This window comes from Novosphingobium sp. YAF33 (genome assembly GCF_052113265.1).
In the GTDB taxonomy this organism is placed as follows: domain Bacteria; phylum Pseudomonadota; class Alphaproteobacteria; order Sphingomonadales; family Sphingomonadaceae; genus Novosphingobium.
On record NZ_JBFRCW010000001.1, the window covers coordinates 731,928 to 758,402 of the forward strand.

30 protein-coding genes are annotated in these 26,475 nt (G+C 66.8%); 15 read left to right on the forward strand and 15 right to left on the reverse strand.

Features of this window, described 5'->3' with window-relative positions; translation table 11 throughout:
- Positions 1 to 11: 11 nt before the first annotated feature.
- From AB4Z00_RS03400 to AB4Z00_RS03415, 4 genes are read right to left on the reverse strand one after another with little or no spacing between them, the layout of a single operon-like run.
- Entirely contained in the window at positions 12 to 515 is a 504-nt protein-coding gene (locus AB4Z00_RS03400) for an AAA family ATPase (protein ID WP_442044953.1), read from the reverse strand.
- Positions 512 to 1,078, reverse strand: coding sequence for a nicotinamide riboside transporter PnuC (pnuC, locus tag AB4Z00_RS03405; protein WP_132264923.1), 567 nt, complete (start codon positions 1,076 to 1,078; stop codon positions 512 to 514). The genes AB4Z00_RS03400 and pnuC overlap by 4 nt, the downstream gene beginning before the upstream one ends.
- A gap of 46 nt (positions 1,079 to 1,124) precedes the next feature.
- On the reverse strand, positions 1,125 to 1,472 hold the full coding sequence (locus tag AB4Z00_RS03410) for an arsenate reductase (RefSeq protein ID WP_442044954.1): 348 nt from the start codon (positions 1,470 to 1,472) through the stop codon (positions 1,125 to 1,127).
- Between the two features lie 4 nt (positions 1,473 to 1,476).
- Positions 1,477 to 1,782 (reverse strand): antibiotic biosynthesis monooxygenase family protein, encoded by a 306-nt coding sequence (locus tag AB4Z00_RS03415; RefSeq protein ID WP_132264919.1) that lies wholly within the window; start codon positions 1,780 to 1,782, stop codon positions 1,477 to 1,479.
- Positions 1,783 to 2,004: 222 nt separating this feature from the next.
- Here AB4Z00_RS03415 and aroC point away from each other — a divergent pair, with 222 nt between their 5' ends.
- A complete protein-coding gene (gene aroC, locus AB4Z00_RS03420) occupies positions 2,005 to 3,087 on the forward strand; it encodes a chorismate synthase (protein WP_442044955.1) in 1,083 nt (360 codons plus the stop codon).
- Positions 3,088 to 3,147: 60 nt separating this feature from the next.
- On the opposite strand, the gene AB4Z00_RS03425 is transcribed toward aroC, so the two are convergent.
- From AB4Z00_RS03425 to AB4Z00_RS03435, 3 genes are all read right to left on the reverse strand, one after another.
- The gene (locus tag AB4Z00_RS03425; RefSeq protein WP_442044956.1) at positions 3,148 to 3,729 is read right to left on the reverse strand and encodes a Smr/MutS family protein; all 582 of its coding nucleotides are present in this window, start codon (positions 3,727 to 3,729) and stop codon (positions 3,148 to 3,150) included.
- A gap of 7 nt (positions 3,730 to 3,736) precedes the next feature.
- Positions 3,737 to 4,993 carry a murein transglycosylase A gene (mltA, locus tag AB4Z00_RS03430; protein ID WP_442044957.1) on the reverse strand — a complete coding sequence of 419 codons (1,257 nt, stop codon included), beginning with the start codon at positions 4,991 to 4,993 and terminating at the stop codon, positions 3,737 to 3,739.
- 114 nt (positions 4,994 to 5,107) lie between these two features.
- Complete coding sequence (locus AB4Z00_RS03435) at positions 5,108 to 5,818, reverse strand: Tim44/TimA family putative adaptor protein (RefSeq protein ID WP_442044958.1); 711 nt, start codon at positions 5,816 to 5,818, stop codon at positions 5,108 to 5,110.
- 411 nt (positions 5,819 to 6,229) lie between these two features.
- On the opposite strand from AB4Z00_RS03435, the gene secB reads away from it, so the two are divergent.
- The 3 genes from secB (at position 6,230) to trpS (ending at position 9,791) form a co-directional block, all read left to right on the forward strand.
- On the forward strand, positions 6,230 to 6,742 hold the full coding sequence (secB, locus tag AB4Z00_RS03440) for a protein-export chaperone SecB (protein WP_132264910.1): 513 nt from the start codon (positions 6,230 to 6,232) through the stop codon (positions 6,740 to 6,742).
- 139 nt (positions 6,743 to 6,881) lie between these two features.
- Positions 6,882 to 8,450, forward strand: a complete 1,569-nt coding sequence (gene murJ / locus AB4Z00_RS03445; protein WP_132264908.1) for a murein biosynthesis integral membrane protein MurJ — start codon at positions 6,882 to 6,884, stop codon at positions 8,448 to 8,450.
- A 309-nt stretch (positions 8,451 to 8,759) separates the two neighbouring features.
- Positions 8,760 to 9,791: a tryptophan--tRNA ligase gene (trpS, locus tag AB4Z00_RS03450; protein ID WP_132264907.1), complete on the forward strand. Its 1,032-nt coding sequence runs from the start codon at positions 8,760 to 8,762 to the stop codon at positions 9,789 to 9,791.
- Between the two features lie 46 nt (positions 9,792 to 9,837).
- Here trpS and AB4Z00_RS03455 read toward each other — a convergent pair whose 3' ends face one another.
- Positions 9,838 to 10,518: an MOSC domain-containing protein gene (locus AB4Z00_RS03455; RefSeq protein WP_442044959.1), complete on the reverse strand. Its 681-nt coding sequence runs from the start codon at positions 10,516 to 10,518 to the stop codon at positions 9,838 to 9,840.
- A 203-nt stretch (positions 10,519 to 10,721) separates the two neighbouring features.
- Between AB4Z00_RS03455 and AB4Z00_RS03460 the strand changes: the two genes are divergently transcribed.
- Together AB4Z00_RS03460 and AB4Z00_RS03465 are read left to right on the forward strand one after the other, a co-directional pair.
- Positions 10,722 to 11,408, forward strand: a complete 687-nt coding sequence (locus AB4Z00_RS03460; protein WP_134094604.1) for a DUF4136 domain-containing protein — start codon at positions 10,722 to 10,724, stop codon at positions 11,406 to 11,408.
- Positions 11,409 to 11,579: 171 nt separating this feature from the next.
- Positions 11,580 to 11,747 carry a hypothetical protein gene (locus AB4Z00_RS03465; RefSeq protein ID WP_243654160.1) on the forward strand — a complete coding sequence of 56 codons (168 nt, stop codon included), beginning with the start codon at positions 11,580 to 11,582 and terminating at the stop codon, positions 11,745 to 11,747.
- A 157-nt stretch (positions 11,748 to 11,904) separates the two neighbouring features.
- On the opposite strand, the gene dut is transcribed toward AB4Z00_RS03465, so the two are convergent.
- The 5 genes from dut to AB4Z00_RS03490 all read right to left on the reverse strand — a co-directional run bounded on the left by dut (position 11,905) and on the right by AB4Z00_RS03490 (position 17,305).
- Positions 11,905 to 12,375 (reverse strand): dUTP diphosphatase, encoded by a 471-nt coding sequence (dut, locus tag AB4Z00_RS03470; RefSeq protein ID WP_132264900.1) that lies wholly within the window; start codon positions 12,373 to 12,375, stop codon positions 11,905 to 11,907.
- Positions 12,359 to 13,873, reverse strand: coding sequence for a bifunctional phosphopantothenoylcysteine decarboxylase/phosphopantothenate synthase (locus AB4Z00_RS03475; RefSeq protein WP_442044960.1), 1,515 nt, complete (start codon positions 13,871 to 13,873; stop codon positions 12,359 to 12,361). The genes dut and AB4Z00_RS03475 overlap by 17 nt, the downstream gene beginning before the upstream one ends.
- 71 nt (positions 13,874 to 13,944) lie before the next feature.
- Positions 13,945 to 15,510, reverse strand: a complete 1,566-nt coding sequence (gene ubiB / locus AB4Z00_RS03480) for a 2-polyprenylphenol 6-hydroxylase (protein ID WP_431567321.1) — start codon at positions 15,508 to 15,510, stop codon at positions 13,945 to 13,947.
- Positions 15,511 to 15,518: 8 nt separating this feature from the next.
- Positions 15,519 to 16,250, reverse strand: a complete 732-nt coding sequence (locus tag AB4Z00_RS03485) for a class I SAM-dependent methyltransferase (RefSeq protein WP_134094607.1) — start codon at positions 16,248 to 16,250, stop codon at positions 15,519 to 15,521.
- 110 nt (positions 16,251 to 16,360) lie between these two features.
- Positions 16,361 to 17,305 carry a DMT family transporter gene (locus AB4Z00_RS03490; RefSeq protein ID WP_442044961.1) on the reverse strand — a complete coding sequence of 315 codons (945 nt, stop codon included), beginning with the start codon at positions 17,303 to 17,305 and terminating at the stop codon, positions 16,361 to 16,363.
- Between the two features lie 112 nt (positions 17,306 to 17,417).
- On the opposite strand from AB4Z00_RS03490, the gene mutM reads away from it, so the two are divergent.
- The 6 genes from mutM to AB4Z00_RS03520 all read left to right on the forward strand — a co-directional run bounded on the left by mutM (position 17,418) and on the right by AB4Z00_RS03520 (position 23,574).
- A complete protein-coding gene (gene mutM, locus AB4Z00_RS03495) occupies positions 17,418 to 18,230 on the forward strand; it encodes a bifunctional DNA-formamidopyrimidine glycosylase/DNA-(apurinic or apyrimidinic site) lyase (RefSeq protein WP_442044962.1) in 813 nt (270 codons plus the stop codon).
- A gap of 200 nt (positions 18,231 to 18,430) precedes the next feature.
- Complete coding sequence (gene rpsT, locus AB4Z00_RS03500; protein WP_132264889.1) at positions 18,431 to 18,694, forward strand: 30S ribosomal protein S20; 264 nt, start codon at positions 18,431 to 18,433, stop codon at positions 18,692 to 18,694.
- Between the two features lie 917 nt (positions 18,695 to 19,611).
- On the forward strand, positions 19,612 to 21,045 hold the full coding sequence (gene dnaA, locus AB4Z00_RS03505; protein ID WP_132265344.1) for a chromosomal replication initiator protein DnaA: 1,434 nt from the start codon (positions 19,612 to 19,614) through the stop codon (positions 21,043 to 21,045).
- A gap of 329 nt (positions 21,046 to 21,374) precedes the next feature.
- Positions 21,375 to 22,229, forward strand: coding sequence for a GGDEF domain-containing protein (locus AB4Z00_RS03510; protein WP_132264887.1), 855 nt, complete (start codon positions 21,375 to 21,377; stop codon positions 22,227 to 22,229).
- Positions 22,230 to 22,327: 98 nt separating this feature from the next.
- Positions 22,328 to 22,780: a DUF983 domain-containing protein gene (locus AB4Z00_RS03515; protein ID WP_442044963.1), complete on the forward strand. Its 453-nt coding sequence runs from the start codon at positions 22,328 to 22,330 to the stop codon at positions 22,778 to 22,780.
- A complete protein-coding gene (locus tag AB4Z00_RS03520; RefSeq protein ID WP_442044964.1) occupies positions 22,777 to 23,574 on the forward strand; it encodes a HesA/MoeB/ThiF family protein in 798 nt (265 codons plus the stop codon). Before AB4Z00_RS03515 ends, AB4Z00_RS03520 begins: the two co-directional genes overlap by 4 nt.
- Here AB4Z00_RS03520 and AB4Z00_RS03525 read toward each other — a convergent pair.
- Positions 23,553 to 23,891: a GFA family protein gene (locus AB4Z00_RS03525; RefSeq protein WP_442044965.1), complete on the reverse strand. Its 339-nt coding sequence runs from the start codon at positions 23,889 to 23,891 to the stop codon at positions 23,553 to 23,555. The genes AB4Z00_RS03520 and AB4Z00_RS03525 overlap by 22 nt on opposite strands.
- The gene (locus tag AB4Z00_RS03530) at positions 23,888 to 24,589 is read right to left on the reverse strand and encodes an NAD-dependent deacylase (RefSeq protein ID WP_442045070.1); all 702 of its coding nucleotides are present in this window, start codon (positions 24,587 to 24,589) and stop codon (positions 23,888 to 23,890) included. The genes AB4Z00_RS03525 and AB4Z00_RS03530 overlap by 4 nt, the downstream gene beginning before the upstream one ends.
- A gap of 36 nt (positions 24,590 to 24,625) precedes the next feature.
- On the opposite strand from AB4Z00_RS03530, the gene dapB reads away from it, so the two are divergent.
- The 3 genes from dapB to AB4Z00_RS03545 are packed head-to-tail and all read left to right on the forward strand — an operon-like array spanning position 24,626 to position 26,435.
- Positions 24,626 to 25,354, forward strand: coding sequence for a 4-hydroxy-tetrahydrodipicolinate reductase (gene dapB / locus AB4Z00_RS03535; RefSeq protein WP_132264881.1), 729 nt, complete (start codon positions 24,626 to 24,628; stop codon positions 25,352 to 25,354).
- Positions 25,351 to 26,010: an endonuclease III gene (nth, locus tag AB4Z00_RS03540; RefSeq protein WP_314464863.1), complete on the forward strand. Its 660-nt coding sequence runs from the start codon at positions 25,351 to 25,353 to the stop codon at positions 26,008 to 26,010. The genes dapB and nth overlap by 4 nt, the downstream gene beginning before the upstream one ends.
- Before the next feature lie 14 nt (positions 26,011 to 26,024).
- Positions 26,025 to 26,435 (forward strand): hypothetical protein, encoded by a 411-nt coding sequence (locus AB4Z00_RS03545; protein ID WP_132264878.1) that lies wholly within the window; start codon positions 26,025 to 26,027, stop codon positions 26,433 to 26,435.
- Positions 26,436 to 26,475 lie beyond the last annotated feature (40 nt).

Genomic DNA, 26,475 nt, shown 5'->3' on the forward strand with positions numbered 1-26,475 from the left:
CGCCATGTCGGCTAAAGCGTCCTCGCCAAAGCCGATATGGCGAGCCGGGCCTGCGCCTCGCGCTCCTGCCACGACCCGCCGATCCGCGTGAAGGGCACCTCTGCGCGCACCAGCATTTCTTCCGCGAGGGCAGAGAAGCGTGCGCGCCTGTCGTCCGTGCCGAAGAAACGGGTGCCGTCATCACGCCATGGCACATCGGGCGCGAAGAGCAGGTAGTGGTCCGCCTTGGGATAGGCCAGCAGCGCCGGCGGCACGTCGCCGAACAGCATCTGCGCCCAGGCGGCGGTCATGAGCTGGTCGGTATCGAGGAGCAGGACCGGCGGGCGCGCGGCCATGGCCTTGCGATTTTCCTCGGCCTGGCCCTCGGCAATGGCAAGAAGGTCCGCCATCGTCAGGTCGGTGCCGTGCTCCTCGCAATACGTGCGGCCGTATTCCGGCACCCAGGGATAGCCCAGCCGCTCCGCCAGCACCGACTTCCCGGTGCTTTCCGCGCCGTGGAGGCACAAGGCGATCACGCCGCTTCGGCTTTCTCGGCCGCTATCCACTCGCGCAGGCCCAGTACCGACATCGCCAGCAGCACCACGTAGAGCGCCGTCGTCGGCCAAAGCCCCTTGTAGATATAGACCCCGATCGAGGCGACATCGATCATGATCCACAGCACCCAGTTCTCGATCCGGCGGAAGCCCAGCAGGATCTGCGCGGCGATACTGGCCCCGGCGATGGCGGAATCCGCATAGGGCAGCGACGCGTCGGTGAACTTGTGCATGACCCAGCCCAGGTTCAGCGCCAGCGCCGCCGTGCCCATCAGCCAGAGCAGCCGCGCGAAATTGCCCAGGCGGCGGACCGGAACCCGGCTTTCGCCGCCCCCCGCGCGCACCCAGAGCACCCAGCCCCAGATCTGCGCGGCGAAGAAGAACAGTTGCAGCCCCGCTTCCCCGTAGAGCTTCGCGTCCCAGAACACGACGAAGTAGAGCATGACCATGGCCATACCGAACGGGTAGTTCCACACGCTGCGCTGCACGAGGAGCGCAATATTGGCGAGCCCGAGGGCCGCCGCTGCCCATTCGATCGGATCCATCGCGACGCTTCAGCCGGCCTGCATCATGGTCATCACCGCCGGCCCGTCAGCCCAGCGCCGCCTCCCAATCGGGCGCCTTGAAGCCCACCAGCAGTCCGCCGGGATATTCCACGACCGGCCGCTTGATGCAGCTTGGGTTCGCCGCCATGATTGCAACCGCCTTGGCGCCATCGATGTCGGCCTTGTCGGCCTCGGGCAGCTTCTTGAATGTGGTCCCGGCGCGATTGAGGAGCTTTTCCCAGCCGGCCTGCGCCACCCACCGCTCGAGTCGGGCCGCTTCGGCGCCTTCCTTCTTGTAGTCGTGGAAAGTGTATTCGCTGCCTCGGGCGTCCAGCCAGTTCCTTGCCTTCTTGACGGTGTCGCAATTCGGAATGCCGTAGAATTCGAGGCTCACGTCTTCACGTCCTTTGGAAGCGGTGCACCCGCGGCGAATCGCAGGTGAAGAGGGTATAGCTCTCGTAGTAGCCTTCCCGGCCGCGCTTTTGCACGACGATATGTTCGGCATGGCGCGCCCAGCCCCGTGCAGAGGGCTCGTCTTCCCATTCGGACATGGCGATCACTTCCCCGTCGTCGCTGAGGTAGCTTTTGAAGGAGAGAAAGCCCGGCTGGTTTCGGGCGAGCTCCTCCATATGGTCGGCATCGTGGACATAGGCCTCGGCATCGATGTCGACGCGTTTTCGGTTGCGGAAGACGACGAGAAACATGGCGCACCCCTTATCGATTTTCCCCGCTCCTAGCCGTCCGCCCGCACCATTCAAGCGCAGGAACAACCACTTCTGCTGAATTTCGCCCCCGCGGAGGGATCGGCACGATCCGAAAGGAGCGATCTGCCCCGTGCGCGAGATGTCATCTGCCCCGTGCGCGAGAAGTCATCTGTCGCGTGCGCGAGGCTGGACAAACCGATCCTTGCGCGACAAAGCGCCCCCATGAGCGTGAACACATCCGGACGCCTTTTCCGTTTCACCACCTGGGGCGAAAGCCACGGACCGGCCATCGGCGCCGTCGTCGACGGGTGCCCGCCGGGCCTGGCGATAGACGAAAGCACGCTCCAGCCCTTCCTCGACGCGCGCCGCCCCGGCCAGTCGAAGTTCACGACCCAGCGCCAGGAACCGGACCAGGTCCGCATCCTTTCAGGCGTGTTCGAGGGCCAGGATGGCGTGCGACGCACGACGGGCACGCCGATCAGCCTGATGATCGAGAACGTCGATCAGCGCTCCAAGGACTATTCGGATGTCGCCAAGGCCTACCGCCCCGGCCATGCGGACTATGCCTATGACGCCAAGTACGGCTTCCGCGACTATCGCGGCGGCGGGCGCAGTTCCGCGCGCGAAACCGCCAGCCGCGTGGCGGCCGGCGGCGTGGCGCGGCTGGTGATCCCCGAAGTGCAGATCCTGGCCTATGTCTCCGAGATCGGCGGCGATGCGATCGACATGGCGCAGTTCGATGCGGCGGAAATCGGCAACAACCCGTTCTTCTGCCCCGACGCGGAAGCCGCGAAGCGCTGGGAAAAGATCGTCGACGATGCACGCCTGGCCGGTTCCTCGGTCGGTGCGGTAGTCGAATGCGTGGCGACCGGCGTTCCTGCTGGTTGGGGCGCGCCGCTCTACGGCAAGCTGGACGCCGACCTTGCCGCTGCCATGATGGGCATCAACGCGGTAAAGGGCGTGGAGATCGGCGACGGTTTCGCCGCCGCGCGCCTGACCGGCGAGCAGAATGCCGATCCCATGCATCCGGGCGTTAGTGGCCCAGAATTCAGCGCTAACCACGCGGGCGGCATTGCCGGCGGCATTTCCACCGGCCAGCCGGTGGTGGTGCGCGTGGCCTTCAAGCCCACCAGTTCGATCCTCACCCCGCAGCCGACGATCAACCGCGAAGGGGAAGCCACCGAACTGCTCACCAAGGGTCGCCACGATCCCTGCGTGGGCATTCGCGGCGTGCCGGTGGTCGAGGCGATGATGGCGCTGGTCCTGGCGGACCACAAGCTGCTGCACCGGGGGCAATGCGGCTGACCGGGCCGATCTGCCGGCGCTGGGAAGGCGGCCTGAACCCCGGGACGCCGCCTGCGAACGCTACCTGCGTTTCTTGAGAACGACGTAGATCGCGCCTTGTCCGCCGTGGCGGCGATGCGCGCCGCGGATGGCGACGATGTCGAGCGCGTGGTCGCTGGCTGCGAGCCAGTCCGTGATCTTGGCGCGGATCGCGCCCCGCGCGGTGCCGCGGTCCATTGCATCGACCGGCCGGGGCTTGCCCGTGACGATCAGCACGACCCGCGCGCCCATGGCCTTCGCCTGCGTGAGCCCGTGCATCAGCCGCACATAGGCCTGGTCGAGATTGGAACCGTGAAGGTCCAGGCTGAAGTCGGGAACCAGCGTCCCCTTGGAAATGCGCTTCTCCCAAGAGCCATCGAGGTGCAGCGGCGCGTCCGCCTTCGGCTTGGCCGCAACCGGCTTCGGCGGCAGGGGCGCCGGTATTCGGCCTTTCACTTTCTTGGGCGGCGAGGCGGGCGGAAGCACCACCGTCCGCACCGGTGCGGCCATGAGAGCCGTGGGAATGGCGACGGGCCTGCGCTTTTCGAGCGGCGTCACGGTCCGGGCGACTTGCGCCCAGATTTCCGCTTCATCCGCTGTCAGTCGCCGCCCCGGTCGCCGCATCGCCGTTCTACCGCACGCCGAGGCGCGACAGGGTGCCCTTCGGCACCAGGATCAGCGCCTCGCCCCGGCCGCTCATGCCGCCGGCGGTAAGCCGCGCCTGCTCGCCCGAGCCCCAGAACGTGTCGAAGCGGTTGGCGCCCTTGATCGCCCCGCCGGTGTCCTGCGCCACCCACAGGCCGGTCGCCTCGCGTCGGTCCAGCCGCAGCCACACCGGAGCGCCCAGCGGCACGAACCGCGGGTCGGCCGCCACCGAGGCATGGGCACGCACCGGCACGTTCAGCGCGCCAAGCGGACCATCGCCCTTGAGCTCCTTGAAGAACACCCACGACTTGTTCTCGCGCATCAGCGCTGCGCCATCGGCGGGCCGGTCGTGGATATATTGGATGATGCCCTGCATCGATCCCGAATATTGGCCCGGCGCCGAACCCACGAGGCCGCGATCGCGCATGACGCCGCCGATCCCGGTATAGGGCAGGCCATTCTGCCCGGCATAACCGATCCGCATCACGCTGCCGTCCGGCGCGCGGAGGCGGCCCGATCCCTGGACCTGGAGAAAGAAGAACTCGATCGGATCCGCGACCCAGGCGATCTCCAGCCCCTTGCCCGCGAGCACGCCCTGTTCGATGGCGGCGCGGTCGTAATAGGGCACGAAGACGCCGCTGACATCGTAGCGCCCCAGCGGCATCCGCCCGCTGGAGGTCGGCGCGGCATCGCCCGCCTTCGCGCGCACCAGATCGCCCGGCATCGAATAGACCGGAACGGCGTAGCCTGGAACGGGCAAGCGGGAGCCGGCGATCTCCGGCTCGAAATAGCCGGTGGCAAAGCCCTTGCCGTCACCCACGCGTGCGGTTTCGAAATAGGCGGCGAAGAACTGCGCGGCCGGTTTGCCGCTCCACGCCGCAGCGGCGACGCAGGCCTGGCGCCAGTCGGCCGGACGAGTCAGCCCGCTCGCATCGGTGCGCACGGTGACGCGCGGGCAGCTTTCGCGGAACGAGGCCAGCGCCGCGGCGGCATCGGTCGCGTTCATCGGCAGCGAAGAAACCGAAGGCCCTTGCTTGACCCCGGCAGCGACAGCGCTGACGGGCTGCGGCACAGCCGGTTGGGCCGGGGCGGTCGGTCGGGGTTGCTGTGCCGGCGGCCGGGCGGGCGGACGCGAAGGCCCCTTGGGTCCGGGCACGACCTGCACGCAGGCGGCCAGCAGCGCCGGCAAGACGAAGGCAGATATACGGCGCCATGGAAAACGCGACTTCCGATGGCGCGACACGCTCCCTCCCCGCAAAATCGATCTCCGAAACCTGATAACAACAAGGCCGGACCTTTCGGCCCGGCCTGTCGATCCTTGTGGGATCATCGGCGCGAAATCAACCGCGCGGGGCGATCAACCGGCGTCGGTTTCGTCGAGCAGCCAGTCGGGACCGGACGAATTGAGCTGACGGCTGAAGGTCCAGACGTCCACCGCCTCGATCGCATCGTCGAGCGAACCGGCGATCACATGGCCTTCGGCGTCGCGCGTGACGGCAGCGATATCGGAACGGAAGCGCAAGGTGATGCGGGCAAGGTCGCTTTCCACCCCGGCCGAGACGATCGCGACATCCTCGATACGGATGAGGCGGTTGTCCATGGTCTCGCCGGCAGCAAGGCGCGCGTCGATCGCGGCGGCAAAGCTGTCATACACATCGCCTTCGCAGAGGGCGCGAAGCTCGGCCTTGTCGCCCTTCCAGAACGATTCCAGGATCAGGCGATAGGCACTGCGCGCGCCTTCGAGGAAGGCATAAGCGTCGAAACGACGATCCGCGCCGGAAATCTCCGCCAGGCCGCGCTCCACGGAGGGCGGCGCAAGCGGCATTTCGCGCAGGCGCTGGGGCTGGCCGACCCGGCCGCGTTCGTCTCCCTTGGCATCACCCTTCGCATCGGGCTTGCCGTCCGCCTTGGGGGCAGGGACGCGCGGCGCACCGGGCTGGCCCTGGCGGCCTTCGAAGCGCCCCTGGATCGGCTCTTCCTCATGCTCGGCGCGGCGGCCGAGTACCGAATAGAGCCGCAGGCCAAGGAAGGCTGCGATCATGGCCAGGATCACGATTTCCGGTGTCACGTTCCTTTGTCCATCCTTGTGTTGGACGCTTCTGGGATACGGGTGGAGCGTTTCACGCCATCCGCCCGAAGGCGCCATCATAGACCCAGATAGGTACGGTTTTCAAATGAACAACGCGTGAGCAACGGTATCTGGGATTTTTCCGCCGTTACGAGTGCTACAAACGGACCAACGCCCCCGGCCCGCAAGCGTTCCCTGTCCTCCCTGCGCCGCCCCCGCGCGCGCCCCATGCCCGGTTGTGCCGCTATGCCCGCGAATCGGCCGGCGGCGTGCCTTTGCACCCCCGCTCAAGGGCGGTTTGCAACAATTTACCCCTTCTCGGGTGTTCCACCGGCCCGCAAAATGCTTTAGGCGCGCGGCCAGACTTCAATCCGTGCGCCCGTAACGGGCCAATTTATCGGGAATCACCAAATGGCCGACGAAGGCAACGTCATCTCCGATCTCAACCTCGGCAACGGCGAGGATTCCGCGCCGGCCGCCGGCGTCATCTCGCAGTACGTCAAGGACCTCTCGGTCGAGAATCCGAACGCGCCGCAGAGCTTCTCCTGGCAGGACGAGCCGCAGATCGAAGTGCAGTTCAACATCGGCGCCCGCCAGATCGACGGCGAAGTGCATGAAGTCGAACTGAAGATCACTTGCGCCTCGAAGGGCCCGCAGGGCACCGCTTTCGTGGTCGATCTCGCTTATGCCGCCCTCGTCGGCATGCGTAACCTGGAAGAGAGCCAGGCCCACGCGTTCCTCTACGCCGAAGCCCCGCGCATCCTGTTCCCCTTCGCCCGCCGTGTCGTTGCCGACGCCGTGCGCGATGCCGGCTTCGCGCCGCTGATGCTGGAGCCGATCGACTTCAACGGTCTCTACATCCAGCAGATCCAGGCGCAGCAGCAGGCCGACGCCGCCCAGGGCGAGCCGGTCGGCCACGCCTGAGGCCACAGCTTGAAAGGCGCATGACGCGCGTTTCTGCACTATCGGCCCGCGCCTCCGACCTGGAGACGTGGGCCGTTGGTTTTTCCGGGACCGGCATTTCTGGAACCGGGACCAAGGCGATCATCGGGAAGTTCCGGGCATGAACCTTACCAAGGCGCTCGCCAGTGTCGGCGGCCTCACTCTGGCCAGCCGCGTGCTCGGTCTGGTCCGCGACAGCCTGTTCGCCCGCTTCGTGGGCGCGGGCTTCGCCTCGGACGCCTTCCTGATCGCCTTCCGCCTGCCCAACATGTTCCGCGCCCTCTTCGCGGAAGGGGCCTTCGCTTCGGCCTTCATCCCGATGTTCAACCAGAAGGTCGCCAACCGGGACGGTCCGGGCCTGCCCGCCGGGATCGCCTTCGCCGAACAGGCGCTCGCCGTGCTCCTGCCCATCCTGCTGGCGATGACGCTGGTGCTGGAAGTCTTCGCCTGGCCAGTGACGTTCCTGCTTTCGGGCAATTTCAACGGCGTTTCGCAGGAGCAGTTCGCTTTCGCGGTGCAGCTCAGCCGCCTGACGATTCCCTATCTGGCGCTCATCAGCCTGGTCTCGCTTCTGGGCGGCATCCTCAATTCGCTGAACAAGTTCTGGGTCAATGCGGCCGCACCGATCCTGCTGAACCTGACGCTGATCGTGGCGCTGCTGGGCTTCCATTCCGCCGATGCGCTGGTGACCGCGCGTAACCAGGCCATCGGCGTCTCGGTGTCCGGCGCGCTCCAATTGCTCTGGCTGATGTGGGCCTGCCGCGCGAACGGCGTGTCGATGCGCCTGCGCATGCCGGTGTGGAATGCCGACGTGAAGCAGCTGATGAAGCTGATCCTGCCCGCGGCGGCCGGCGCCGGTGCCGTCCAGATCAACCTCGTGATTTCCACCGCGCTCGCCGCCTCGCTGCTGGCGCACGGCTCGGTCACTTACATCTACATGGCCGACCGCCTGAACCAGCTTCCCCTCGGCCTCATCGGCATCGGCCTGGGCACCGTGCTGCTGCCGACGATCTCGCGCCAGCTTGGCGGCGGTGACGAGGCCGCGGCGATGGACACCCAGAACCGCGGCATGGAACTGGCCCTGCTGCTCACCCTGCCCGCGGCGGTCGCCCTGATCGTCTGCGGCCAGCCGATCGCCGCCGCGCTGTTCGGCTACGGCAAGTTCGACGCCGTGGACGTGGCGCGCACGGCGGAGGCACTCGCCGCCTTCTCGATCGGCCTTCCCAGCTATATCCTCGTGAAAGTGCTCACCCCCGGCTTCTACGCCCGGCAGGACACGAAAACGCCGGTGCGCTACGCGATGATGTCGATGGCGGTGAACCTCGTGCTCAACCTCGCGCTGATCGTGCCGCTCCAGCACATGGGCCCGCCGCTGGCGACCGCGATCGCCTCCACCGCCAATGTCGCCATGCTCTACTGGACGCTGGTCAAGCGCGGGCATTTCCAGTCCGATGCCCGCCTGAAGCGCCGCGCCCCGCGCCTTGCACTTGCGGCCGGAGCGATGGGCGTGGTGCTCTGGTTCGGGCAGGACCTGCTGACACCTTATCTCCACGGCACCTGGCTGGTGCGCGGTCTCGCGCTGGCCGCGCTCGTTTCGGCGGGCGGCTTGGTCTATGCGCTGGCGACCCTGGCGACCGGCGCCTTCACGCGCGACGATCTCGCCCTGCTGCGCCGCCGCAAGGCTGGCTGAGCCGGCGATGGGCGCCCTGGGCCGCAGCATCCGCGAATCCAGCGCCGCCGCCCGCGGGCAAGCAGCGGCGCGCCGGGACCGAGCCCCCCTCTTCCATCCCGGCAAAGCTGTGCTATGAGCCCTGCCCATGCACGGCCTTTCGCACACGAAGTCTGCCGAATCCCGTCGCCTCTCGTGGCGATGGCGGGGCGCTGCGCGCAAGACGCGCTGAACCGGGGCGCGCCTGCCGCGCCGACACCGCCTGCATCGGCGCCCTCCCGGGCGCACCTTTAGATCCCCGACCACTCACAACTCGCGAAGGACGCGTCCATGCGTATCGTCTCCGGCATCCAGCCCACCGGCAACCTGCATCTCGGCAACTATCTCGGTGCGATCCGCAATTGGGTCTCGATGCAGGACGAAGTCGCCGCGCAGGGCGGTGACAGCCTCTACTTCCTGGCCGATCTCCACGCGATTTCCATGCCGCACGACCCGGCCACCCTCTCCGCCAACACGCGCGAGATGGTCGCGGCCCTGGTCGCCTGCGGCGTCGATCCCGACCGCTCGATCCTGTTCAACCAGACCCAGGTTCCCCAGCATGCCGAACTGCAATGGCTGCTCAACGGCACCGCGCGCATGGGCTGGCTGAACCGCATGACCCAGTGGAAGGACAAGGCGGGCAAGAACCGCGAAGGCGCCTCGGTGGCGCTGTTCACTTATCCGGTGCTCCAGGCCGCTGACGTGCTGCTCTACCAGGCCACTCACGTCCCCGTGGGCGAGGACCAGAAGCAGCACCTCGAACTCGCCCGCGACATCGCGCAGAAGTTCAACAACGACTTCGCGCCCAAGGACGAAAACGGGGAAGACGTCCCCGTCTTCACCCTGCCCGCGCCGATCATTCCGCCCGAGGCCGCCCGCATCATGTCGCTGCGCGATGGTTCGTCGAAGATGAGCAAGTCGGACCCCTCGGACATGGCGCGCATCAACCTGACCGACGATGCCGACACGATCATGCAGAAGGTCAAGAAGGCCAAGACCGACCCCGAGCCGCTTCCTTCCGAAAAGGAAGGCCTCGAAGGCCGCGCCGAGGCGCGCAACCTCGTGGGCATCTATGCGGTGATGGCCGGCACCACGATGGAGGCGGTCCTGTCCGACTTCGGCGGCGAGGGCTTCGGCAAATTCAAGCCGGCGCTGGGCGAGCTGCTGGTGGAAAAGCTGGCACCGATCAACGCCCGCTTCGTCGAACTGCGCAGCGACCGCGGCGCGCTCGACGCCATCTTGCGCAAGGGATCGGAAAAGGCCCGCGCGCTCGCCGTGCCGACGCTGGACAAAGCCTACGAGGCGCTCGGCCTGGTGCGCTGAGGACAGCATGGCGTCGTCCCGGATCCAGTCCGGGACGACGCTTCGCTCAGGAATCCAGTCCCAGAAGCTTCGCCCGGCGCCGCATCCACGTCGCCGCGAGCGCGTCGACCTCGCCCAGCGCGTCCAGCCCCTCGCGGTCCTTCTTGTGCTCGCCGGCGATCAGTAAGCCGAAGACCCGGCGGACGCTCCATGCGGGCCAAGGCCGCTCGGCCAGCACCATGCGGTCCCCGGCGGCGACTTCGCCTTCCTCCAGAACCCGGTAGTACCAGCCCGACCGGCGCGACTTCACCACGCCGGCGTTGACGGCCGAGCCGTCGAAGCGGTGATCGAGCTTCCAGCAGGGCTGCCGCCCCTGCGACACCTCGACCAGGGCCGTGCCCAGCCGCCAGCGATCGCCCACGCAGATCATGTCCTCGGTCAGGCCCTCGGTGGCGATGTTCTCGCCGAAAGCGCCATAGGCCGAGAGAAGCGGATGGGCGCCGATCGAGTCGCGCCAGAAGGCATAGTGATCGTGCGGATAGTGGTGGACCGCCTTGTCCGGCCCGCCGTGGACCGCAAGATCCGCCTGCTCGTCGCCCTCCAGTCCCAGCCGACGGACGCGAACCGCTCCCTCCACCGCCAGCTTGCCGATGGCGCTGGGTTCGTCCGCGCCGCGAAAAGGGCTGACTTTTCCGCATTGCACGGAGAGAATCGCGATGGAATTCGTCTCGGGGGAACTGTTCAACATCGCCGGCGCTTCCTACATGATTACCCTGATCTCAGGCCGTGACTCACGGCTGAATGGACAAAGGCCACATCAAACGGCTTATCGCCGGTTAGCCTCCATTCAACCGCTATTCAGGGCATTGATATTAAGGCAGAGTCGCAAGGAATCACAGGCCGCGCTTGGGAAGGGCGTTTCGGACCTGGCAGGTTCGTGGAGTGAAACCGATGACAGAACATCCCGGAACCCATCTCGGAAAGCTGAGGCTAGCAGCCGCGGCTTTCATGCTGATGGCCCTCGCCGCCTGCGCAACGCCCTTCAAGGCCGACGTTTCGCGTTTCCAGTCGCAGCTTCCGGCACCGTCCGGCCAGACCGTCGCCGTCGTGGCGGACGATCCCAAGCTTGCGGGCGGCCTCGAATTCGCAACTTACGCCCGTCTGGTCAGCGATCGCCTGCAGAAGGTGGGCTATGCCACCGTGGACGATCCTTCGAAGGCAACCCTGATCGCCCGCTTCGACTACGGCGTCGACACCGGCCGTGAGCGCGTCCGTTCGACGCCCGCAATGGGCGGCGGCTACTGGGGCCCGTGGTATGGCGGCGGCTGGGGCGGCCGTGGCTACTACGGTCGCGGCTGGGGCGGCGGCTGGGGCTGGGGCGGCCCGTGGCGCTATGGCTGGTACGATCCGTTCTTCGATGGCGGCGTGGATTCCTACACCGTCTACACCAGCGGCATCACACTGAAGATCGACCGTGCGGCCGACAACCAGCGCCTGTTCGAAGGCAAGGCCGAGGCCGTTTCGGCTTCGAACCACCTGCAGTACCTCATTCCGAACCTCGTCGAATCGATGTTCACGAATTTCCCCGGGAACTCGGGCGAGACCGTGCGCATTACCGTCGCGCCGGAAAAGAAGTGATCTTTAAAATGAGCTGATTGGCTCCCCCTGCGAAGAGGGAGGCACCGAGGGGCGGGTCCGCTGAAATATGCGGGCCCGTCCTTTCTTTTTGCCGGTCCGGCCCGTATCGCAGCCGCTCCGGTTGACCGCCGCCAACCGCACGGGAATGCTCGCCGCCTAATGAACACCTTCATGGCCATCATGTCGCAGCTCTTCTGGGGCGTGACCGTGGGCGCCCTTTCCGCAGCCTTTTCAACGCTTGCCAAAGGGCTCGCGGCGATCGCCGGGATCGGCGGAGTGGGCTGGTATTCGCTGAAGCGCCGCCGCGACAAGCGCGCGCGACTCGATCGCAAGGATTGACGGAAAACAGGGGAGCATTGCCCCTGCCGCTTCAAAACGGCCAAAGTCAGGCGCCGGCGCGCCCATCGCGTCCTCCAGGGACCGACAGGCAGGGCGCAGGAAACGCGCAAGAAAGCTGAAATATCGAGGGTCCGGGGGATAACCCCCGGGACGTCCCTCAGCTTCCCAGGGCGACGACCCCGCCGGTCGAACCGAACCCGCCTTCGCCGCGCTCAGTGGATTCCAGCTCATCCACCGTCAGCCAGGCGGCCCGCGTCACCGGCGCCAGCACGAGCTGCGCCACACGGTCGCCGCGGCGGATCTCGAAAGCCTGCGCGCCGTGGTTGATCAGGATGACCTTGAGCTCGCCGCGATAGTCCGAATCGATCGTGCCCGGCGAATTCGGTACCGAGATCCCGTGCTTGAGCGCCAGGCCCGAACGCGGACGGACCTGGATCTCGAAGCCCGGCGGAATCGCCATGGCCAGGCCGGTGGCAACGGCATGACGGCCGCCCGGTGCCAGCGTCACGTCTTCCGCCGAGACCACGTCCATGCCCGCCGCGCCGTTCGTAGCGTAAGCGGGCAAGTCCAGCCCTTCGCCGTGAGGCAGGATCTTGACGGGGACGGGGACGTCAGCGGGGGAGTGCATCTGCGAACCTTTCGACGAGGGCGCGCGCGACGTCCTCCTTGGGCATTTCCGGAAGACTGATCACATCGTCCGCGCGCACGATGTGGACCGCATTCACATCGCCGCCCATGACATCGCCCGACACGTCGTTGGCGATGATCCAGTCGGCACCCTTGCGTTTGCGTTTTTCGGTGGCGTAGCGAATGACGTCCTGCGTCTCCGCCGCGAAGCCGATCACCAGCGGTGGCCGTTCGGGGCTGGTCGCGAGCGTGGCCAGGATGTCGGGATTTTCGGTGAGCAAGAGGGCCGGCGGCGCGGAGCCGCGCTTCTTGAGTTTCTGGTCGGCCGTATGGGCGACGCGCCAGTCGGCCACGGCCGCGACCATGACGGCGATGTCGGCCGGCATGGAGCGCTTTACCGCCTCGGCCATCTGCAAGGCGCTTTCCACATCCACGCGGTCGACACCGGGCGGCGTGGGCAAGTGGACCGGCCCCGCCACCAGGGTGACCCGCGCGCCCGCCTCGGCAGCGGCGGCAGCGATCGCGAAGCCCTGCTTGCCCGAGGAACGGTTGGCGATGTAGCGCACCGGGTCGATCGGCTCCCAGGTCGGCCCGGCAGTGACCAGAACGTGGCGCCCGGAAAGCGGCCCCTCGAAAGGCGCCTGTGCCAGATGCAGCGCTTCGGGATCGGTGGCGGGCGCGGCGCGCGCCTCGCCCTTGCGGGCCGCCAGCGCGGCTTCTTCCGGCGTGAAACCGAGATCTTCATGGCTGGCGGCAAGGCCTGCGTCCCGGCCGTCGCTTCCGCCGTCGCCAAAGGTGATGGCCTGCTTGCCCTTCTGCCGCCCGCGCGCGATCAGGCCGCCGGAAAGGCCGCCCAGGCCGATATCGTCGGGTTCGGAATGCTCGGGCTCAGGCGTCGCGAACTTCGGCTGCCAGCTGAAAGGATCGCCCCCCGGCAACGGCGCGACTTCCACCGGGCCGAGGCCGAGCGCCCAGGCGATGCGCTGCCAGATCGCCAGCGGATCCGGCAGCCGGCCGGGGCCGTATTCGCCGCAGGCCATGGTGCCTTCGTCAGGCTCCATCACGTCCACCCCGGCGTCGCGCAGCACCTGGACGTTGCGCGTGGTGGCGGCGTGCTGCCACATGCGCACGTTCATCGCCGGGACCGCCATGACCGGCTTGTCCGTCGCCAGCAGCATGGTCGTGGCGAGATCGTCGGCAATGCCCGACGCCATCTTGGCCAGCAGATCCGCCGTCGCCGGGCAGACCACGACGAGGTCCGCCTCCCGGCTGAGCTGGATATGCCCCATCTCGGCTTCGTTTTTGAGGTCCCAGAGCGTGGTGTAGACCGGCTTTTCGGACAAGGCCGCAAGCGCCATGGGCGTGACGAAGTGCGCTCCGCCCTCGGTCAGGACGCAAGTGACTTCGCCGCCTTCCTTGCGGATCTGCCGGACGAGTTCGCAGGACTTGTAAGCGGCGATACCGCCGCCCACGACCAGGAGAATGCGTGATCCACTCATGCTCGGGGCTTGTGCAACACCGCGCCGGAGGGCGCAATCAGTTTGGGAATGCCGGCCTCAAAAACGGCGCATCATCCCATCAGCGCCCAATATGTCAGCCCCCAGGCCGCCGCACCGCCCAGCACCGCTGCAAGGCCGCGGCCCAGCCAGGGGTTGCCCTCGGGCTTGTGCTTGCTGCGGCGCTCCCAGATGAGGTCGACATCGGGCAGCGGCGCCTGTTCGGGCGCGCCGCCCTTGGGCGGGAACTTCTCCTCGATCCGCCGCACCAGCGCCGGCAGGCGCAGCAGCGTGCCGAGATCCTCGCGCAGGCGGTCGGCAATGACCGCCTCGGGGCCGAGTTCGTCGCGCAGCCAGCTCTTCACGAAGGGCGCCGAAACGTCCCACATGTTGATGTCGGGATCGAGCGCGGTGGCCAGGCCTTCGACCATGACCATGGTCTTCTGGAGCAGCAGCAGGTGCGGCTGCACCGCCATGTCGAAATCGCGCGTGATCGCGAAAAGCCCGTCGAGCATCTGGCCGACCGACAGTTCGGAGACCGGCTTGCCGCGCATGGGCTCGCCCACCGCGCGCAGCGCCGTCGCGAACTCTTCGACGGTGTGGTAGCTCGGGACGTATTGCGCCTCGAAATGGATTTCGGCCACGCGGCGATAGTTGCCGGTGGTGAGGCCGTAGAGGATCTCCGCCAGCCAGAGCCGGGCCTGCCGGTTGATGCGGCCCATGATGCCGAAGTCGATGGCGACGATGGTGCCGTCGTCCTCCACGAACAGGTTGCCCTGGTGCATGTCGGCATGGAAAAAGCCGCTGGAGATCGCCTGGGTAAGGAACGTGATCACCAGCTTGTGCGCCAGCCGGGGCAGATCGTGGCCCGCCGCGCGCAGACCGGCGAGGTCGCTCATCTTGGTGGCACCGATCCACTCGATCGTCAGGACCTGCCCATTGGTGCGGTCCCAGTCGATGTGCGGCACGCGGTAGCCGTGGATGCCCTTCATCGCATCGGAGAGTTCCGATGCCGAGGCGGCTTCCCGCCGCAGGTCCAGCTCACGCAGGGTCCAGCGCTTGAGGTTGGCGACGACCGCGCGCGGACGCAGGCGAGAGGCTTCCCCGCCCAGCGCCTCAAGATGGGCGGCGGCCCATTCATACGTCTCCACATCGCGGGCGAACTGCTCGCGAATGCCGGGGCGCAGCACTTTCACCGCCACGGTGCGGCCGTCAGGCGTGATCGCCCGGTGCACCTGGGCGATCGAAGCGGCGCCGACCGGGTCTTCCTCGATCGAGGCGAAGACCTGCTCCAGCGGGCGGCCGAAGCTGCTCTCGATCACCTGGCGGATCTCGGAGAAAGCCACCGGCGGCAGGCTGTCCTGCAGGGTCAGCAGATTGCGCGCAGGCCCCTCGCCCACGAGATCGGGCCGTGTCGCCAGCGCCTGGCCGAGCTTGATCGCGGCCGGGCCGATTTCCTGGAAGGCGCCGGCATAGTCCGGCTCGGCGGGCTGGCGGGTGCCGAAGCGGGCGATCCGGGAGAGGCGCTTGACCTGGGCCGGGGCATTGCGGTCGTTCTCGATCCCGCGCAGCGCGCCATGGCGTGCGAGGACGCGCCCCCACTTGAGGAGGCGCAGGACGTGCGTCGTGGAACCCGTCACTTGTCCGGTTACACTTTCCAGCCCGAGTGGATCGCGACGAGGCCGCCCATGATCGGCTCGACCTTGGTGTGCTTGAACCCGGCCGCGCGGATCATCCGTTCGAATTCCGGCATCGGCGGGAAGCGGCGGATCGATTCGATCAGGTAGCGGTACGATTCGGCGTCACCGGCAATGGCCTGCCCGATCTTCGGCACCAGGTGGTGCGAATAGGCATCGTAGACTTCCTTGAAGCCCGGCCATTCGGTGGTCGAGAATTCGAGGCAGAAGAAACGTCCGCCGAACTTGAGCACGCGGTGCGCCTCGGCCAGCGCCTTGTCGATATGGGTGACGTTGCGAATGCCGAAAGCGATCGTGTAGGCGTCGAAGAACCGGTCCCCGAAAGACAGCACCTCGGCGTTCTGGCGCGACCAGACCAGGCCATCGATGCCCTGCTCCATCGCGCGCTCGATGCCGACGTCCAGCATGTCCTGGTTGATGTCCGACACGGTGATCGAGGCGCCCTGCGCCGCCATGCGGAAGGCGATGTCGCCCGTGCCGCCGGCCATGTCGAGAATCTGTTCGCCTTCGCGCGGCTTCACGCGGCGCACGAACTTGTCCTTCCAGAGCCGGTGCATGCCCACGGACATGGCATCGTTCATCACGTCGTACTTGCGTGCGACGCTGGAGAAGACGGCGCCGACGCGCCCTTCCTTCTCGTCGGGGCTGACCTCTTCGTAGCCGAAGGAAACCGTTTCGCTCATGGCGCAGTCCTCTAGCCGTCCGGCCGCGCCTGCGCCACCCGGTGATTTGGTTATTTTGCCGAGGGGGCCGGGTTGCGCGGGCCGTCCGCCGGCTGCGCCGCCCGGCGCCCCTAACTGGTGCCCATTGCCCTCTTGCGCGCGGGGTCGGTCTCGATGTCCGCGTTACGCGCGGCGGCAGCCGAAAGAACGATGCCGCCCAGGATCAGGGCCATGCCCGCCACATGATAGCGATGCAGCGCCTCGCCAAGGAGCAGAGCCGAGAGCAATGCGCCGAACAGCGGCATCAGCGTGATCGCCTGCCCCGCCCGCGCCGCGCCCAGCTCATGCGTGGCGCGGTTGTAGATGAAGTACGCGATCACCGATGGGAACACGCCGATATAGGCATAGGCGGCCAGGACTTTCGGGCTCCAGGCCACGACCTGCCCCTGCATGGTTTCCATCGCCGCCAGCGGCGCCATTGCGCAGGCGCCGATCGTGAACGTCAGCAGCAGGAAGCTCGGGGCCGATATCGCCGGGCGCTTGCGCAGGAACACGGTGTAGAGCGACCAAGCCGCTACCGCGCAGAAGATCAGCCCGTCCCCGGGTCCGAAACGCAGCTGCACCAGTGCCGCCGGATCGCCCCGGAACACGATGGCCGCGACCCCGATCGTGGAGACGACCACTCCCAGCACATGCATCCGCCCCGGACGCCCCCTGAAGATCGCGAAGTCCAGCAGCATGACCGTCGCCGGAATCGCTGCCTGCAGCAGCAGGGCGTTGGCGGCCGTGGTGAAATGCAGCCCCTTGTAGATAAAGCCGTTGAAGCACACGACCCCGAAGAAGYCGAGCGCCAGCACCCATCGCCAGGCGGCCAGCGCCTCGGCCCGCTCTTTCCAGAGCTGGCGCGCCGCGAAGGGGAGCAGGATCAGCACCGCGATCATCCAGCGCCCGAAGGCCAGCGTGAAAGGCGGGACATCCGCCCGCACCGCCCGTCCCACGATCGAGTTGCCTGCCCAGAACAGCATGACCAGCCCCAGCATAAGGAACGCGCGCGTGTGAGACCTGTTGTTTTCCATGCGCTTGGCTTGCTTCGGAAGCGGACGGAAGAAAAGGGAAAATGCAGGCACCGTGCTTACCTGCAGGTCTTCCCCTTTTCTTCCTCCCCCCATCCCCTATCTCCTTTCCACGATGCCAGAACTTCCCGAAGTAGAAACCACCGTTCGCGGCCTCGCCCGCTACCTGGACGGCGAGCGGATCGCCCGCATCACTCTGAACCGCGCCGATTTGCGCCGTCCTTTTCCGCCCGATCTGGTGCAAGTGCTCACCGGCGCCACGGTCACCGGTCTCGGCCGCCGCGCGAAGTACGGCCTCATCCATACCGACCGCGAACAGACGATGGTCTTCCACCTCGGCATGTCCGGCCGCTGGCGCATCGAACCCGAAACAGCCGAGAAGCACGACCATCTCGTCATGGAAACCGGGGCCGGCCATGTCCTGGCGCTCAACGATGCGCGGCGGTTCGGCTCGGTCGACCTCGTGGCCACCCCGGCGCTCGATACCTGGGGTCCTTTCGCGGCGCTCGGCCCCGAGCCGCTGGGCGAAGACCTGACCGCCGCGCACCTCAAGGCGGCCTTTGCCGGCCGCATTGCGCCGATCAAGCAGATGCTGCTCGACCAGTCGATCGTGGCGGGCCTAGGCAATATCTACGTATGCGAGGCGCTGTTCCGGGCCGGCATCCGGCCCGACAAGCAGGCCGGGCTCGTCACCCTGCCTGCCTTGCGCAAGCTGGTGCCGGCGATCCGGGAGGTCCTGGCAGAATCGATCGCGGCGGGAGGCTCGACGATCCGCGACTACGCGCAGCCCAACGGCGAACTGGGATATTTCGCCGCCGCATGGCAAGTATACGGGCGCGAAGGGCAGGACTGTACCTGCGGCGCCCCGGTCCAGCGATTCGCCCAGGGCGGGCGCAGCACGTTCTGGTGCGCCCGCTGCCAGAGATAGACGGGGCCCGCATGGCTCAAACAGCGCCTTTCCGCGCCCGGAAACCCGGAAACGGGCCGTTTTCAGCGCCTCTCACGGGTTGACGGAACGGCGCTTCACCGTTAAGGGGCGCGCTTTCCGGCGAGTCCGCTCGCCTAGAGATTCGATCAGGCAATTGGGCCGCCATCACCGCTGTGGGGGGGCCAGACAGAGGAAATTCGATGGCCAATACGCCGCAAGCCCGCAAGCGCATCCGCCGTAACGAGCGCCGCGCGGAGATCAATACGAACCGCATCAGCCGCATCCGCACCTTCCTGAAGAAGGTCGAGACGGCGATCGCCGGTGGTGACAAGGGCGCCGCGACGGCTGCTCTCAAGGAAGCCCAGCCTGAACTGGCTCGCGGCGTGGCTCGCGGCGTGCTTCACAAGAACACGGCTTCGCGCAAGATGTCGCGTCTCACCAAGCGCGTCGCCTCGCTCGGCTGATCATACCCGGCAGGCGTGCCCCTGAGGCGCGCCGACCGTGCGGCACCGGCCCGCGCAGCTATCTGAACTCCCGTCCCGCCGGACGAGATTTCAGGCAGCCGCGCGGGCCGCGCCCGTTTGGGCCCAGCACGGCCCTCGCTTTGAGCAAGCGGCATAGGCCTCCCGTGCCCTCCGGCCAGTTCATGGCCGGCCTGCCGACCCACTCTGCTGACCTCACTTTGCTGCCCCCGATCTGCCGGCCCGATCTGCTGATCCAGAATCGCCCGCGTGAGTCGTGCAGATGTCACAGAAGGGATTCGCGGGAGCGATTCGCCCCCTGCCCGGCAAGACTTGCCGCTTCGGTGAGTACGTAACAGGAACGCCTGGAGCGAGGCCATGGGTGCCCCATTTCGGGACCCTGACTGGGTGCTGCGCGCCTTGCGGGCGAAAGGCGCGGAAACGTTGCGATTCGCATGCAAGAGAATCGCAAAGCGTCGCTAACTATCTGTTTTTATGCGATAATTTAGATCATGACGGAAATTGGGCACTGAAGGCGAGTCAACCGCCATATTTTTTTTTATTTGGGGAGTGCTGTCTTGCACGGCGGCCAAACCCGTTCCTAAAAGAAGTCCACAGGCCGGAGCGGAAACCGGCTGGGGAACATCGACAGCGACGAGACTCCTGCTGCAGGCACTCCTGCAGTCGAGGGTCGTTTTGTCCGCGTTTTCCGGCTCCGTACGGGGGCTCACATCGGGATTCACCTCCCGTGGGCACCGGTTCCACGCATGGCATTCAATTTTCGCGGCCCGCTGGGCCACATTCGGGGTAGCTGCCAACAGAGGGGAGTTGGTCCAGTGTCAGGTTCAACAGCGGGTCGGTCTCCGGCAAGTCAGGGCGCAAACGGCGTGATTAAGAAATCGAAGGCGGTACGAGTGGCGATGGAAGAGGATCAGGAAGCCGTGAATCTGGCGGCAGACTGGGCTGACATCAGCCAGGGCCTGCGCAAGGATCTCGGCCATCAGGCGCACAGCCAGTGGATCAAGCCGATCCAGCCGGGCAACTACTGCAAGGAAACCGGTACGCTCGATCTGTACCTGCCCACCGAGTTCTCGGCCAATTGGGTGGCGGATCGCTTTGCCGATCGCCTGTCGCTGGCCTGGAAGATCGCCCGTCCCGACGTCCGCCACGTCCGCATCCTGGTGCACCCCGGTCGCCGGCAGCTGCCCGAGCTGCGCCTCGGCAGCGGCGGCCGCCCGAACAGCGCGCCGGCCAACGATTCGGCCCAGGGTTCCGCGGATTCGATCGCGGCCGTGCTTCAGGGCGAGGCTTTCGCCGCGCTCGGCCAGGGCCCGGTCGGCATCGACGCCTCGCAGACCTTCACCTCGTTCGTGACCGGCCAGAGCAACGTGCTGGCCTGCAATGCCGCCCAGCGCATGTCCGCCACCGAGACGCCGCAGTTCTCGCCGCTCTACCTCAAGGGCGCGACGGGACAGGGCAAGACCCACCTGCTGCACGCGATCGGCCACGCCTATCTGGCGAACCACCCGCACGCGCGGATCTTCTACTGCTCGGCCGAGCGCTTCATGGTCGAATTCGTCCAGGCCCTGCGCCAGAACCAGATGATCGAGTTCAAGTCGCGCCTGCGCGGTTTCGACCTGCTGCTGGTGGACGACATCCAGTTCATCATCGGCAAGGCTTCGGCGCAGGAAGAACTGCTCTACACGATCGATGCCCTGCTCCAGGAAGGCAAGCGGCTGGTCTTCGCCGCCGACCGCGCGCCCCAGGCGCTCGACGGCGTCGAACCGCGCCTGCTGTCGCGCCTGTCGATGGGCCTCGTCGCCGACATCCAGCCGGCCGACATCGAACTGCGCCGCTCGATTCTCGAAAACCGCCTTGGCCGCTTCGCCTCGGTCGACGTGCCGGCCGATGTGATCGAGTTCCTGGCCCGCACCATCAATCGCAACGTGCGCGAACTGGTCGGCGGCCTGAACAAGCTGATCGCCTATGCCCAGCTCACCGGGCAGGCCGTCTCGCTCCAGCTTGCCGAGGAACAGCTCACCGATATCCTCTCGGCCAACCGCCGCCGCATCACGATCGACGAGATCCAGCGCACGGTCTGCCAGTTCTACCGGATCGACCGGACCGAGATGAGTTCCAAGCGCCGCGCCCGCGCCGTCGTGCGTCCGCGCCAGGTGGCCATGTACCTCGCCAAGGTGCTGACGCCGCGCTCCTACCCGGAGATCGGCCGCAAGTTCGGCGGGCGGGATCACTCCACCGTGATTCACGCCGTGCGCCTGATCGAAGAGCTGCGCACGCGCGATGCCGACATGGACGGCGACGTCCGCTCGCTGCTGCGCCAGCTCGAATCCTGATCCGGTCCGAAGCATGAGAGGTGGCCGGGGGCTTATCCCCCGGCGCCCCACCAACTTGTCCGCGGGCTTGTCCGCAAACTTGCCCACAGGCGGCCGCTGCAAGACGCACAGGCGCTGCCTCACCCGGATGGCCCCGGCGATGACGAGCGACAAGTAAAACCACGAGTACAAGGGCCTGCCGGTCTTGGCTTGCGGCACTGCCGACTTGTCGTTCTCGGCCCGCAACCTGCTCTATCCGGCTGGGATGCAAAAATTTAACCACTGAATAAGCGTAGTGATGTAGTCTCCATGCGACCCGGGCGGCCTTCGCCCGACGGAAGAGGCTCCCCATGCGCTTCTATCAGGCCACGACTTTCCTGTTCCCCCGGCGCTACGAATGGCGCATCCTCCTCGTCTGCTTCGGGGCGGTGCACGTTCCGCTGCTCGCCTGCGTCGCCTATCAGGCCGCTACCGGGCAGTGGCAGCCGGCGATCCTGCTGATTTTGCTGGCCGCCACCCTGCTGGGTACCCTGTTCGGCATCGCGGCGATCCATGCGCTGCTCAGCCCGATCACCACCGCCACGGAGATGCTCCGGTCGATCCAGGCCGGGGAGCGCGTGGGCATGGTTCCCGTGGGCAATCAGGACCTCGTCGGCCGCCTGCTCCACGGGGTGGCCGTGGCCGCCAACGAATCGGCGGCACGGATCGAGCGCCTGATCGAGGCTTCCGAACGCGACGAACTGACCGGCCTGCGCAATCGCCGCGGCTTCCTCGATTCGGCGCGGCGGATCCTCGCGGCCGATTGCAATTCGGTCTTCGCGATGGTCGATATCGACCGCTTCAAGGCGATCAACGACCGCTTCGGCCATGCCACCGGCGACGCACTGCTGCGCGAAGTGGCGCTGCGGCTGGAACACGGCGTGCGGCGGTCGGACGTGGTGGCACGCTGGGGCGGCGAGGAATTCGCGATTCTCTTCCCGGATACCCTGCTGGAAGAAGCGCGCGTGGTGATGGAGCGCCTGCGCGCCAGCATCGCGCTCGACCCCACCTTGCGCGGAGACGAATGGCCGGTGACTTTCTCCTGCGGACTCGCCCCGATCCGCAATTTCGCCCATCTCGACCAGGCGACGCGTAATGCCGACGGCGCGCTCTATGCCGCCAAGAACGGCGGGCGCAACCGCGTGCAGATCTCCAAGGACGAATAGCCGCTGCGCCAAAGCCCGGTCGCGGCCGGCCCGGCAAGGCATTTCAGACAGGCTGGCCCGCCTTGCCCCACCCGGCCCCGATGCTGTAGGCCCCGGCCATGAGCCCCGCCCTTCCCGCAGCCTATTCGCAAGCCGCCCTGCGCGGCGTGCGTTGCCGCTGCCCGCGCTGCGGCGAAGGCCGCCTCTTCCGCAAATGGCTGAAGCCGCTGGAACGCTGCCCGGTCTGCATGCTGGATCTGACGCCGCAGCGGGCGGACGATTTTCCGGCCTATATCGCCATGATCGTCACCGGCCACCTGATGGCGCCGCTGATCATCACCCTGTCCAAGGACTTCCACCTTGGCCCCGCGGCCATGTTCGCGATCCTGATTCCCCTGGCGGTGGCGATGATGATCGGCATGCTCCAGCCCGCCAAAGGCGCGGTGATCGCTACCCAGTGGTGGTTCGGCATGCACGGTTTCCGCAAGGAACGGCCGGAACCCATGCCGATCCCGGCCGAGCCCGATGGAGTGTCGGGCGGCGCGACCGGCGGCGAAGCAGGCCGCGAATGAGCCTCTCCCCCGAACGCCTCCAGCGCTTTGCGCGCCACATCGTGCTGCCCGAAGTGGGCGGCGCCGGCCAGGTCGGCCTGGCGGAGGCGCATGTGGTGCTTGTCGGCTGCGGCGGGATAGGCAGTCCTGCCCTTCAATATCTCGCCGCAGCCGGCATAGGACGGCTGACACTGATCGATGACGACACGGTGGACGTCAGCAATCTGCAACGTCAGACGATTTATACGCCATCTGATATCGGCAAGCCCAAGGCGGAAGCGGCGGCCGAATGGGTGCGGCGCTTTGATCTTGGCCTTGAGGTCCTGCCGACCGTAACGCGTCTCGGGGGTGACAACGCGGCAGAGATTCTCTCCGGCGCGAGCGTGGTACTGGACGGGTGTGACAACTTCGCGACTCGGCTGCTGGTTTCAGATTCCTGTGTGAAACTCGGCATTCCCCTCACCAGCGGGGCGGTTGGCCGATTCCAGGGCCAGGTCGCCAATTTCGCCGGGCACCTGCCGGAGCAGCCCTGCTACCGCTGCTTCGTGGGCGATGCCTTCGATGCGCAGGACTGCGATACTTGTGCAGCGGACGGTGTGCTGGGGGCCATGGTCGGCATGGTCGGCACGTTTGCGGCCATGCATGCCATGCGCGTCCTGCTGGAAGGCAAGGCTGCGCTGGGTGTTCCGCAATATGGCACGCTTCACCTGATCGACGGCATGGCGCCCTCGCTACGGCCGCTCAGGATCGCCAAGGATCCCGGCTGCCGCGCCTGCGGGACCGCAGCGTCCGTTCAGGCCGATCTGCCGTCGTAAGTGTAGACCGATAGCTGCGCGAGCAGTGCGGGATCGAACAGGCGCATGTTCACGCCCATGCGGTCCTGCGCGGGATCGACCGGGCTCCAATGCGTGGTGCAGCTGCAGTGCGGGCAGTGCCAGAAGGTGAGCACTTTATCGCCGGTCTGGTAGCCCGCCAGCGGACCCTCGATCCGCACTTTCGCGGGGCTGTGATAGGACCATAGCGCCCCCAGCCGATGGCAGACCGAACAGTTGCAATCGCAAACCTCGTGCGGCTGATCCGCCAGTTCCAGCGTGACCGCGCCGCAATGACAGCTCCCCTTGTGCATCGTCATAGGCCGAGCACTTCATCTACCCAGGCGCTGACCAGTGCGGTGGCCGGCCCATGGCGCGCCTCATCGAACCAAGCGGTCCCCTGCGAAGGTTCGAGGTTCAGCTCCAGCGTCTCCGCCCCGAATTCGCGCGCATTGCGCACGAAACCGGCTGCGGGATAGACCGCGCCGGACGTGCCGATGGAGACGAACAGGTCCGCCTGCTCCAGAGCCTCGAAGATCTCGTCCATGCGGTAGGGCATTTCTCCGAACCAGACGATGTCGGGCCGTAGCTCCGCCGCGCCGCATTCGGGGCAGGCGGGGCGATCGAGCAGTGGTCCGGTCCAAGGCGAGCGCACGTCGCAGGCCGTGCACCAGGCGTTGAGATGCTCGCCATGCATGTGGAGCACGCGTTTAGCCCCGGCCCGTTCGTGCAGGTCGTCCACATTCTGCGTGACGATCAGCAATTCGCCCTCCCATTCGCGATCGAGGCGCGCCAGCGCGAGATGGGCGGCATTGGGTTCCTTGGTCTGGATCGCCTCTCGCCGCATGTCGTAGAAGCGCAGCACCAGATCGGGATCGCGCGCGAAAGCCTCGGGCGTCGCCACGTCCTCGACGCGGTGTTGCTCCCACAGCCCTCCGCCGTCTCGAAAGGTATCGATGCCGCTTTCGGCGCTCACGCCCGCGCCGGTGAGGATGACGATGTTGCGGATGTCCTTCATCCCCGCCATGAGACCAGCCTTCAACGGAGACGGCAAGTGGCACGAATCGGAATTATCGGCAGCGCAGGGCGCATGGGACAGGCGATCGCACAGGCCATCGAGGCTGCCGGCGAGAACCTTTCCGGCGGTATCGGCCGCGACGGAGACCTCGGCGCACTGTCGGCCCATTCGGACGTGCTGATCGACTTCTCCACCCCCGTCGCGCTCGAAGCCAACCTCGATGCGGCGGTGGATGCGGGCATTCCCATCGTCGTGGGCACCACCGGGCTGGAGGAACGCCATCACTGGCTGATCGATTCGGCCGCGCAGCACATTCCCGTGCTTCAGACCGGCAACACCTCGCTCGGCGTCACGCTGCTTGCCCATCTCGTGCGCGAAGCCGCCAGCAAGCTGGGTGAGGACTGGGATATCGAGATCGTCGAAACTCACCACCGCATGAAAGTGGACGCCCCCTCCGGCACCGCCCTGCTGCTGGGCGAAGCCGCCGCCAAGGGCCGCGAGGTCGGCCTGGCCGAAACCGCCGTGCGCGCAAGAGACGGCATCACCGGCAAGCGCGAAGCCGGCACGATCGGTTTCGCGGCGCTGCGCGGCGGCACCGTGGCAGGCGATCACACCGTGCACTTCCTGGGCGACAGCGAGCGGCTCTCGTTCTCGCACATGGCCGAAAACCGCACGATCTTCGCCAAGGGCGCGGTCAAGGCCGCGCAGTGGCTGAAGGACAAGCCCGCCGGCCGCTACACCATGCCCGAGGTTCTGGACCTTTGAACAAGGCCGAGATCTTCGAGTTCTTCCGCCGTCTCGCCGAGCTGAATCCCTCGCCCGAGACGGAGCTGGAATTCGGCAACAATTACCAGCTGCTGGTCGCCGTGGTGCTTTCGGCGCAGTCCACCGACGTGGGCGTCAACAAGGCCACCCGCGCGCTGTTCCGCGAGGTGAAGACGCCCGCGCAGATGGTCGAGCTGGGCGAGGAAGGCCTCAAACAGCACATCAAGACGATCGGCCTGTTCAATTCCAAGGCCAGGAACGTCATCGCCCTCTCCGAGATTCTGGTCGCGCGCTATGACGGCGAAGTGCCGGAAGACCGCGATGCGCTGGTCGAACTGCCCGGTGTCGGCCGCAAGACCGCCAATGTCGTGATGAACTGCGCATTCGGGGCGGAGACCTTCGCGGTGGACACGCATATCTTCCGCGTCGGCAACCGCACCGGCATTGCCAAGGGCAAGACGCCGCTGGCGGTGGAGAAGCAGCTGGAGAAGCGCGTGCCGCAGCCGTTCCGCGTGGGATCGCACCACTGGATGATCCTGCACGGCCGCTACATCTGCAAGGCGCGCACGCCGGAGTGCTGGCGCTGCCCGGTCGTTGACTTGTGCGACTACAAGGACAAGGTTCTGCAAAAGGGAGCCGCTCGCAAGGCTGCCTGATCGGGAGGACGTACATGCTCCGCCGTCGCATTGGCTTTGCCCCTGCCCTCGCTTTCGCCGCGGCGCCGCTCGCCCTCGCCGCCTGCTCGCAGCAACCGGCCAAACCGCCGCCGCCGGTCAGCCCCGCGGCCGAGGCGATCGGCCCTGCGCAGGACTGCCTGTCGCTCGTGCAGTTCTCCAACACCCGCATCCGCGACGACTGGACCATCGATTTCATCGGCGGCGCCGGTAACCGCGTCTGGCGGGTGACGCTGCCGAACCGCTGTTCGGGGCTGAAATCGGCCGACAGCTTTACGTATGCGACCTCGCTCTCGCAGCTCTGCCGGAATGACATCGTCTATCCGCTCAACCGCGTGGGGGGCGGATTCCAGCGCGGAGCCGGGTGCGGACTGGCACCTTTCACCCCGGTGAAGCTGGCGCAGTAGAGCGGCGACGTGCGGGGGACGCAAACCGCGTCCCTCCGCG

Excerpts from the sequence above, each read along its gene's own strand:
- mutM (WP_442044962.1), top strand. The coding sequence starts at position 17,418 with ATGCCAGAACTTCCCGAAGTAGAAACCACCGTTCGCGGCCTCGCCCGC.
- secB (WP_132264910.1), top strand. The coding sequence starts at position 6,230 with ATGGCCGACGAAGGCAACGTCATCTCCGATCTCAACCTCGGCAACGGC.
- AB4Z00_RS03475 (WP_442044960.1), bottom strand. The coding sequence starts at position 13,873 with ATGAGTGGATCACGCATTCTCCTGGTCGTGGGCGGCGGTATCGCCGCT.
- AB4Z00_RS03460 (WP_134094604.1), top strand. The coding sequence starts at position 10,722 with ATGACAGAACATCCCGGAACCCATCTCGGAAAGCTGAGGCTAGCAGCC.
- AB4Z00_RS03510 (WP_132264887.1), top strand. The coding sequence starts at position 21,375 with ATGCGCTTCTATCAGGCCACGACTTTCCTGTTCCCCCGGCGCTACGAA.
- AB4Z00_RS03545 (WP_132264878.1), top strand. The coding sequence starts at position 26,025 with ATGCTCCGCCGTCGCATTGGCTTTGCCCCTGCCCTCGCTTTCGCCGCG.
- AB4Z00_RS03520 (WP_442044964.1), top strand. The coding sequence starts at position 22,777 with ATGAGCCTCTCCCCCGAACGCCTCCAGCGCTTTGCGCGCCACATCGTG.
- AB4Z00_RS03525 (WP_442044965.1), bottom strand. The coding sequence starts at position 23,891 with ATGACGATGCACAAGGGGAGCTGTCATTGCGGCGCGGTCACGCTGGAA.
- AB4Z00_RS03515 (WP_442044963.1), top strand. The coding sequence starts at position 22,328 with ATGAGCCCCGCCCTTCCCGCAGCCTATTCGCAAGCCGCCCTGCGCGGC.
- trpS (WP_132264907.1), top strand. The coding sequence starts at position 8,760 with ATGCGTATCGTCTCCGGCATCCAGCCCACCGGCAACCTGCATCTCGGC.
- AB4Z00_RS03530 (WP_442045070.1), bottom strand. The coding sequence starts at position 24,589 with ATGAAGGACATCCGCAACATCGTCATCCTCACCGGCGCGGGCGTGAGC.
- dut (WP_132264900.1), bottom strand. The coding sequence starts at position 12,375 with ATGCACTCCCCCGCTGACGTCCCCGTCCCCGTCAAGATCCTGCCTCAC.
- aroC (WP_442044955.1), top strand. The coding sequence starts at position 2,005 with ATGAGCGTGAACACATCCGGACGCCTTTTCCGTTTCACCACCTGGGGC.
- dnaA (WP_132265344.1), top strand. The coding sequence starts at position 19,612 with ATGGAAGAGGATCAGGAAGCCGTGAATCTGGCGGCAGACTGGGCTGAC.
- rpsT (WP_132264889.1), top strand. The coding sequence starts at position 18,431 with ATGGCCAATACGCCGCAAGCCCGCAAGCGCATCCGCCGTAACGAGCGC.
- murJ (WP_132264908.1), top strand. The coding sequence starts at position 6,882 with ATGAACCTTACCAAGGCGCTCGCCAGTGTCGGCGGCCTCACTCTGGCC.
- AB4Z00_RS03425 (WP_442044956.1), bottom strand. The coding sequence starts at position 3,729 with ATGCGGCGACCGGGGCGGCGACTGACAGCGGATGAAGCGGAAATCTGG.
- AB4Z00_RS03465 (WP_243654160.1), top strand. The coding sequence starts at position 11,580 with ATGGCCATCATGTCGCAGCTCTTCTGGGGCGTGACCGTGGGCGCCCTT.
- AB4Z00_RS03415 (WP_132264919.1), bottom strand. The coding sequence starts at position 1,782 with ATGTTTCTCGTCGTCTTCCGCAACCGAAAACGCGTCGACATCGATGCC.
- pnuC (WP_132264923.1), bottom strand. The coding sequence starts at position 1,078 with ATGGATCCGATCGAATGGGCAGCGGCGGCCCTCGGGCTCGCCAATATT.
- AB4Z00_RS03455 (WP_442044959.1), bottom strand. The coding sequence starts at position 10,518 with ATGTTGAACAGTTCCCCCGAGACGAATTCCATCGCGATTCTCTCCGTG.
- AB4Z00_RS03485 (WP_134094607.1), bottom strand. The coding sequence starts at position 16,250 with ATGAGCGAAACGGTTTCCTTCGGCTACGAAGAGGTCAGCCCCGACGAG.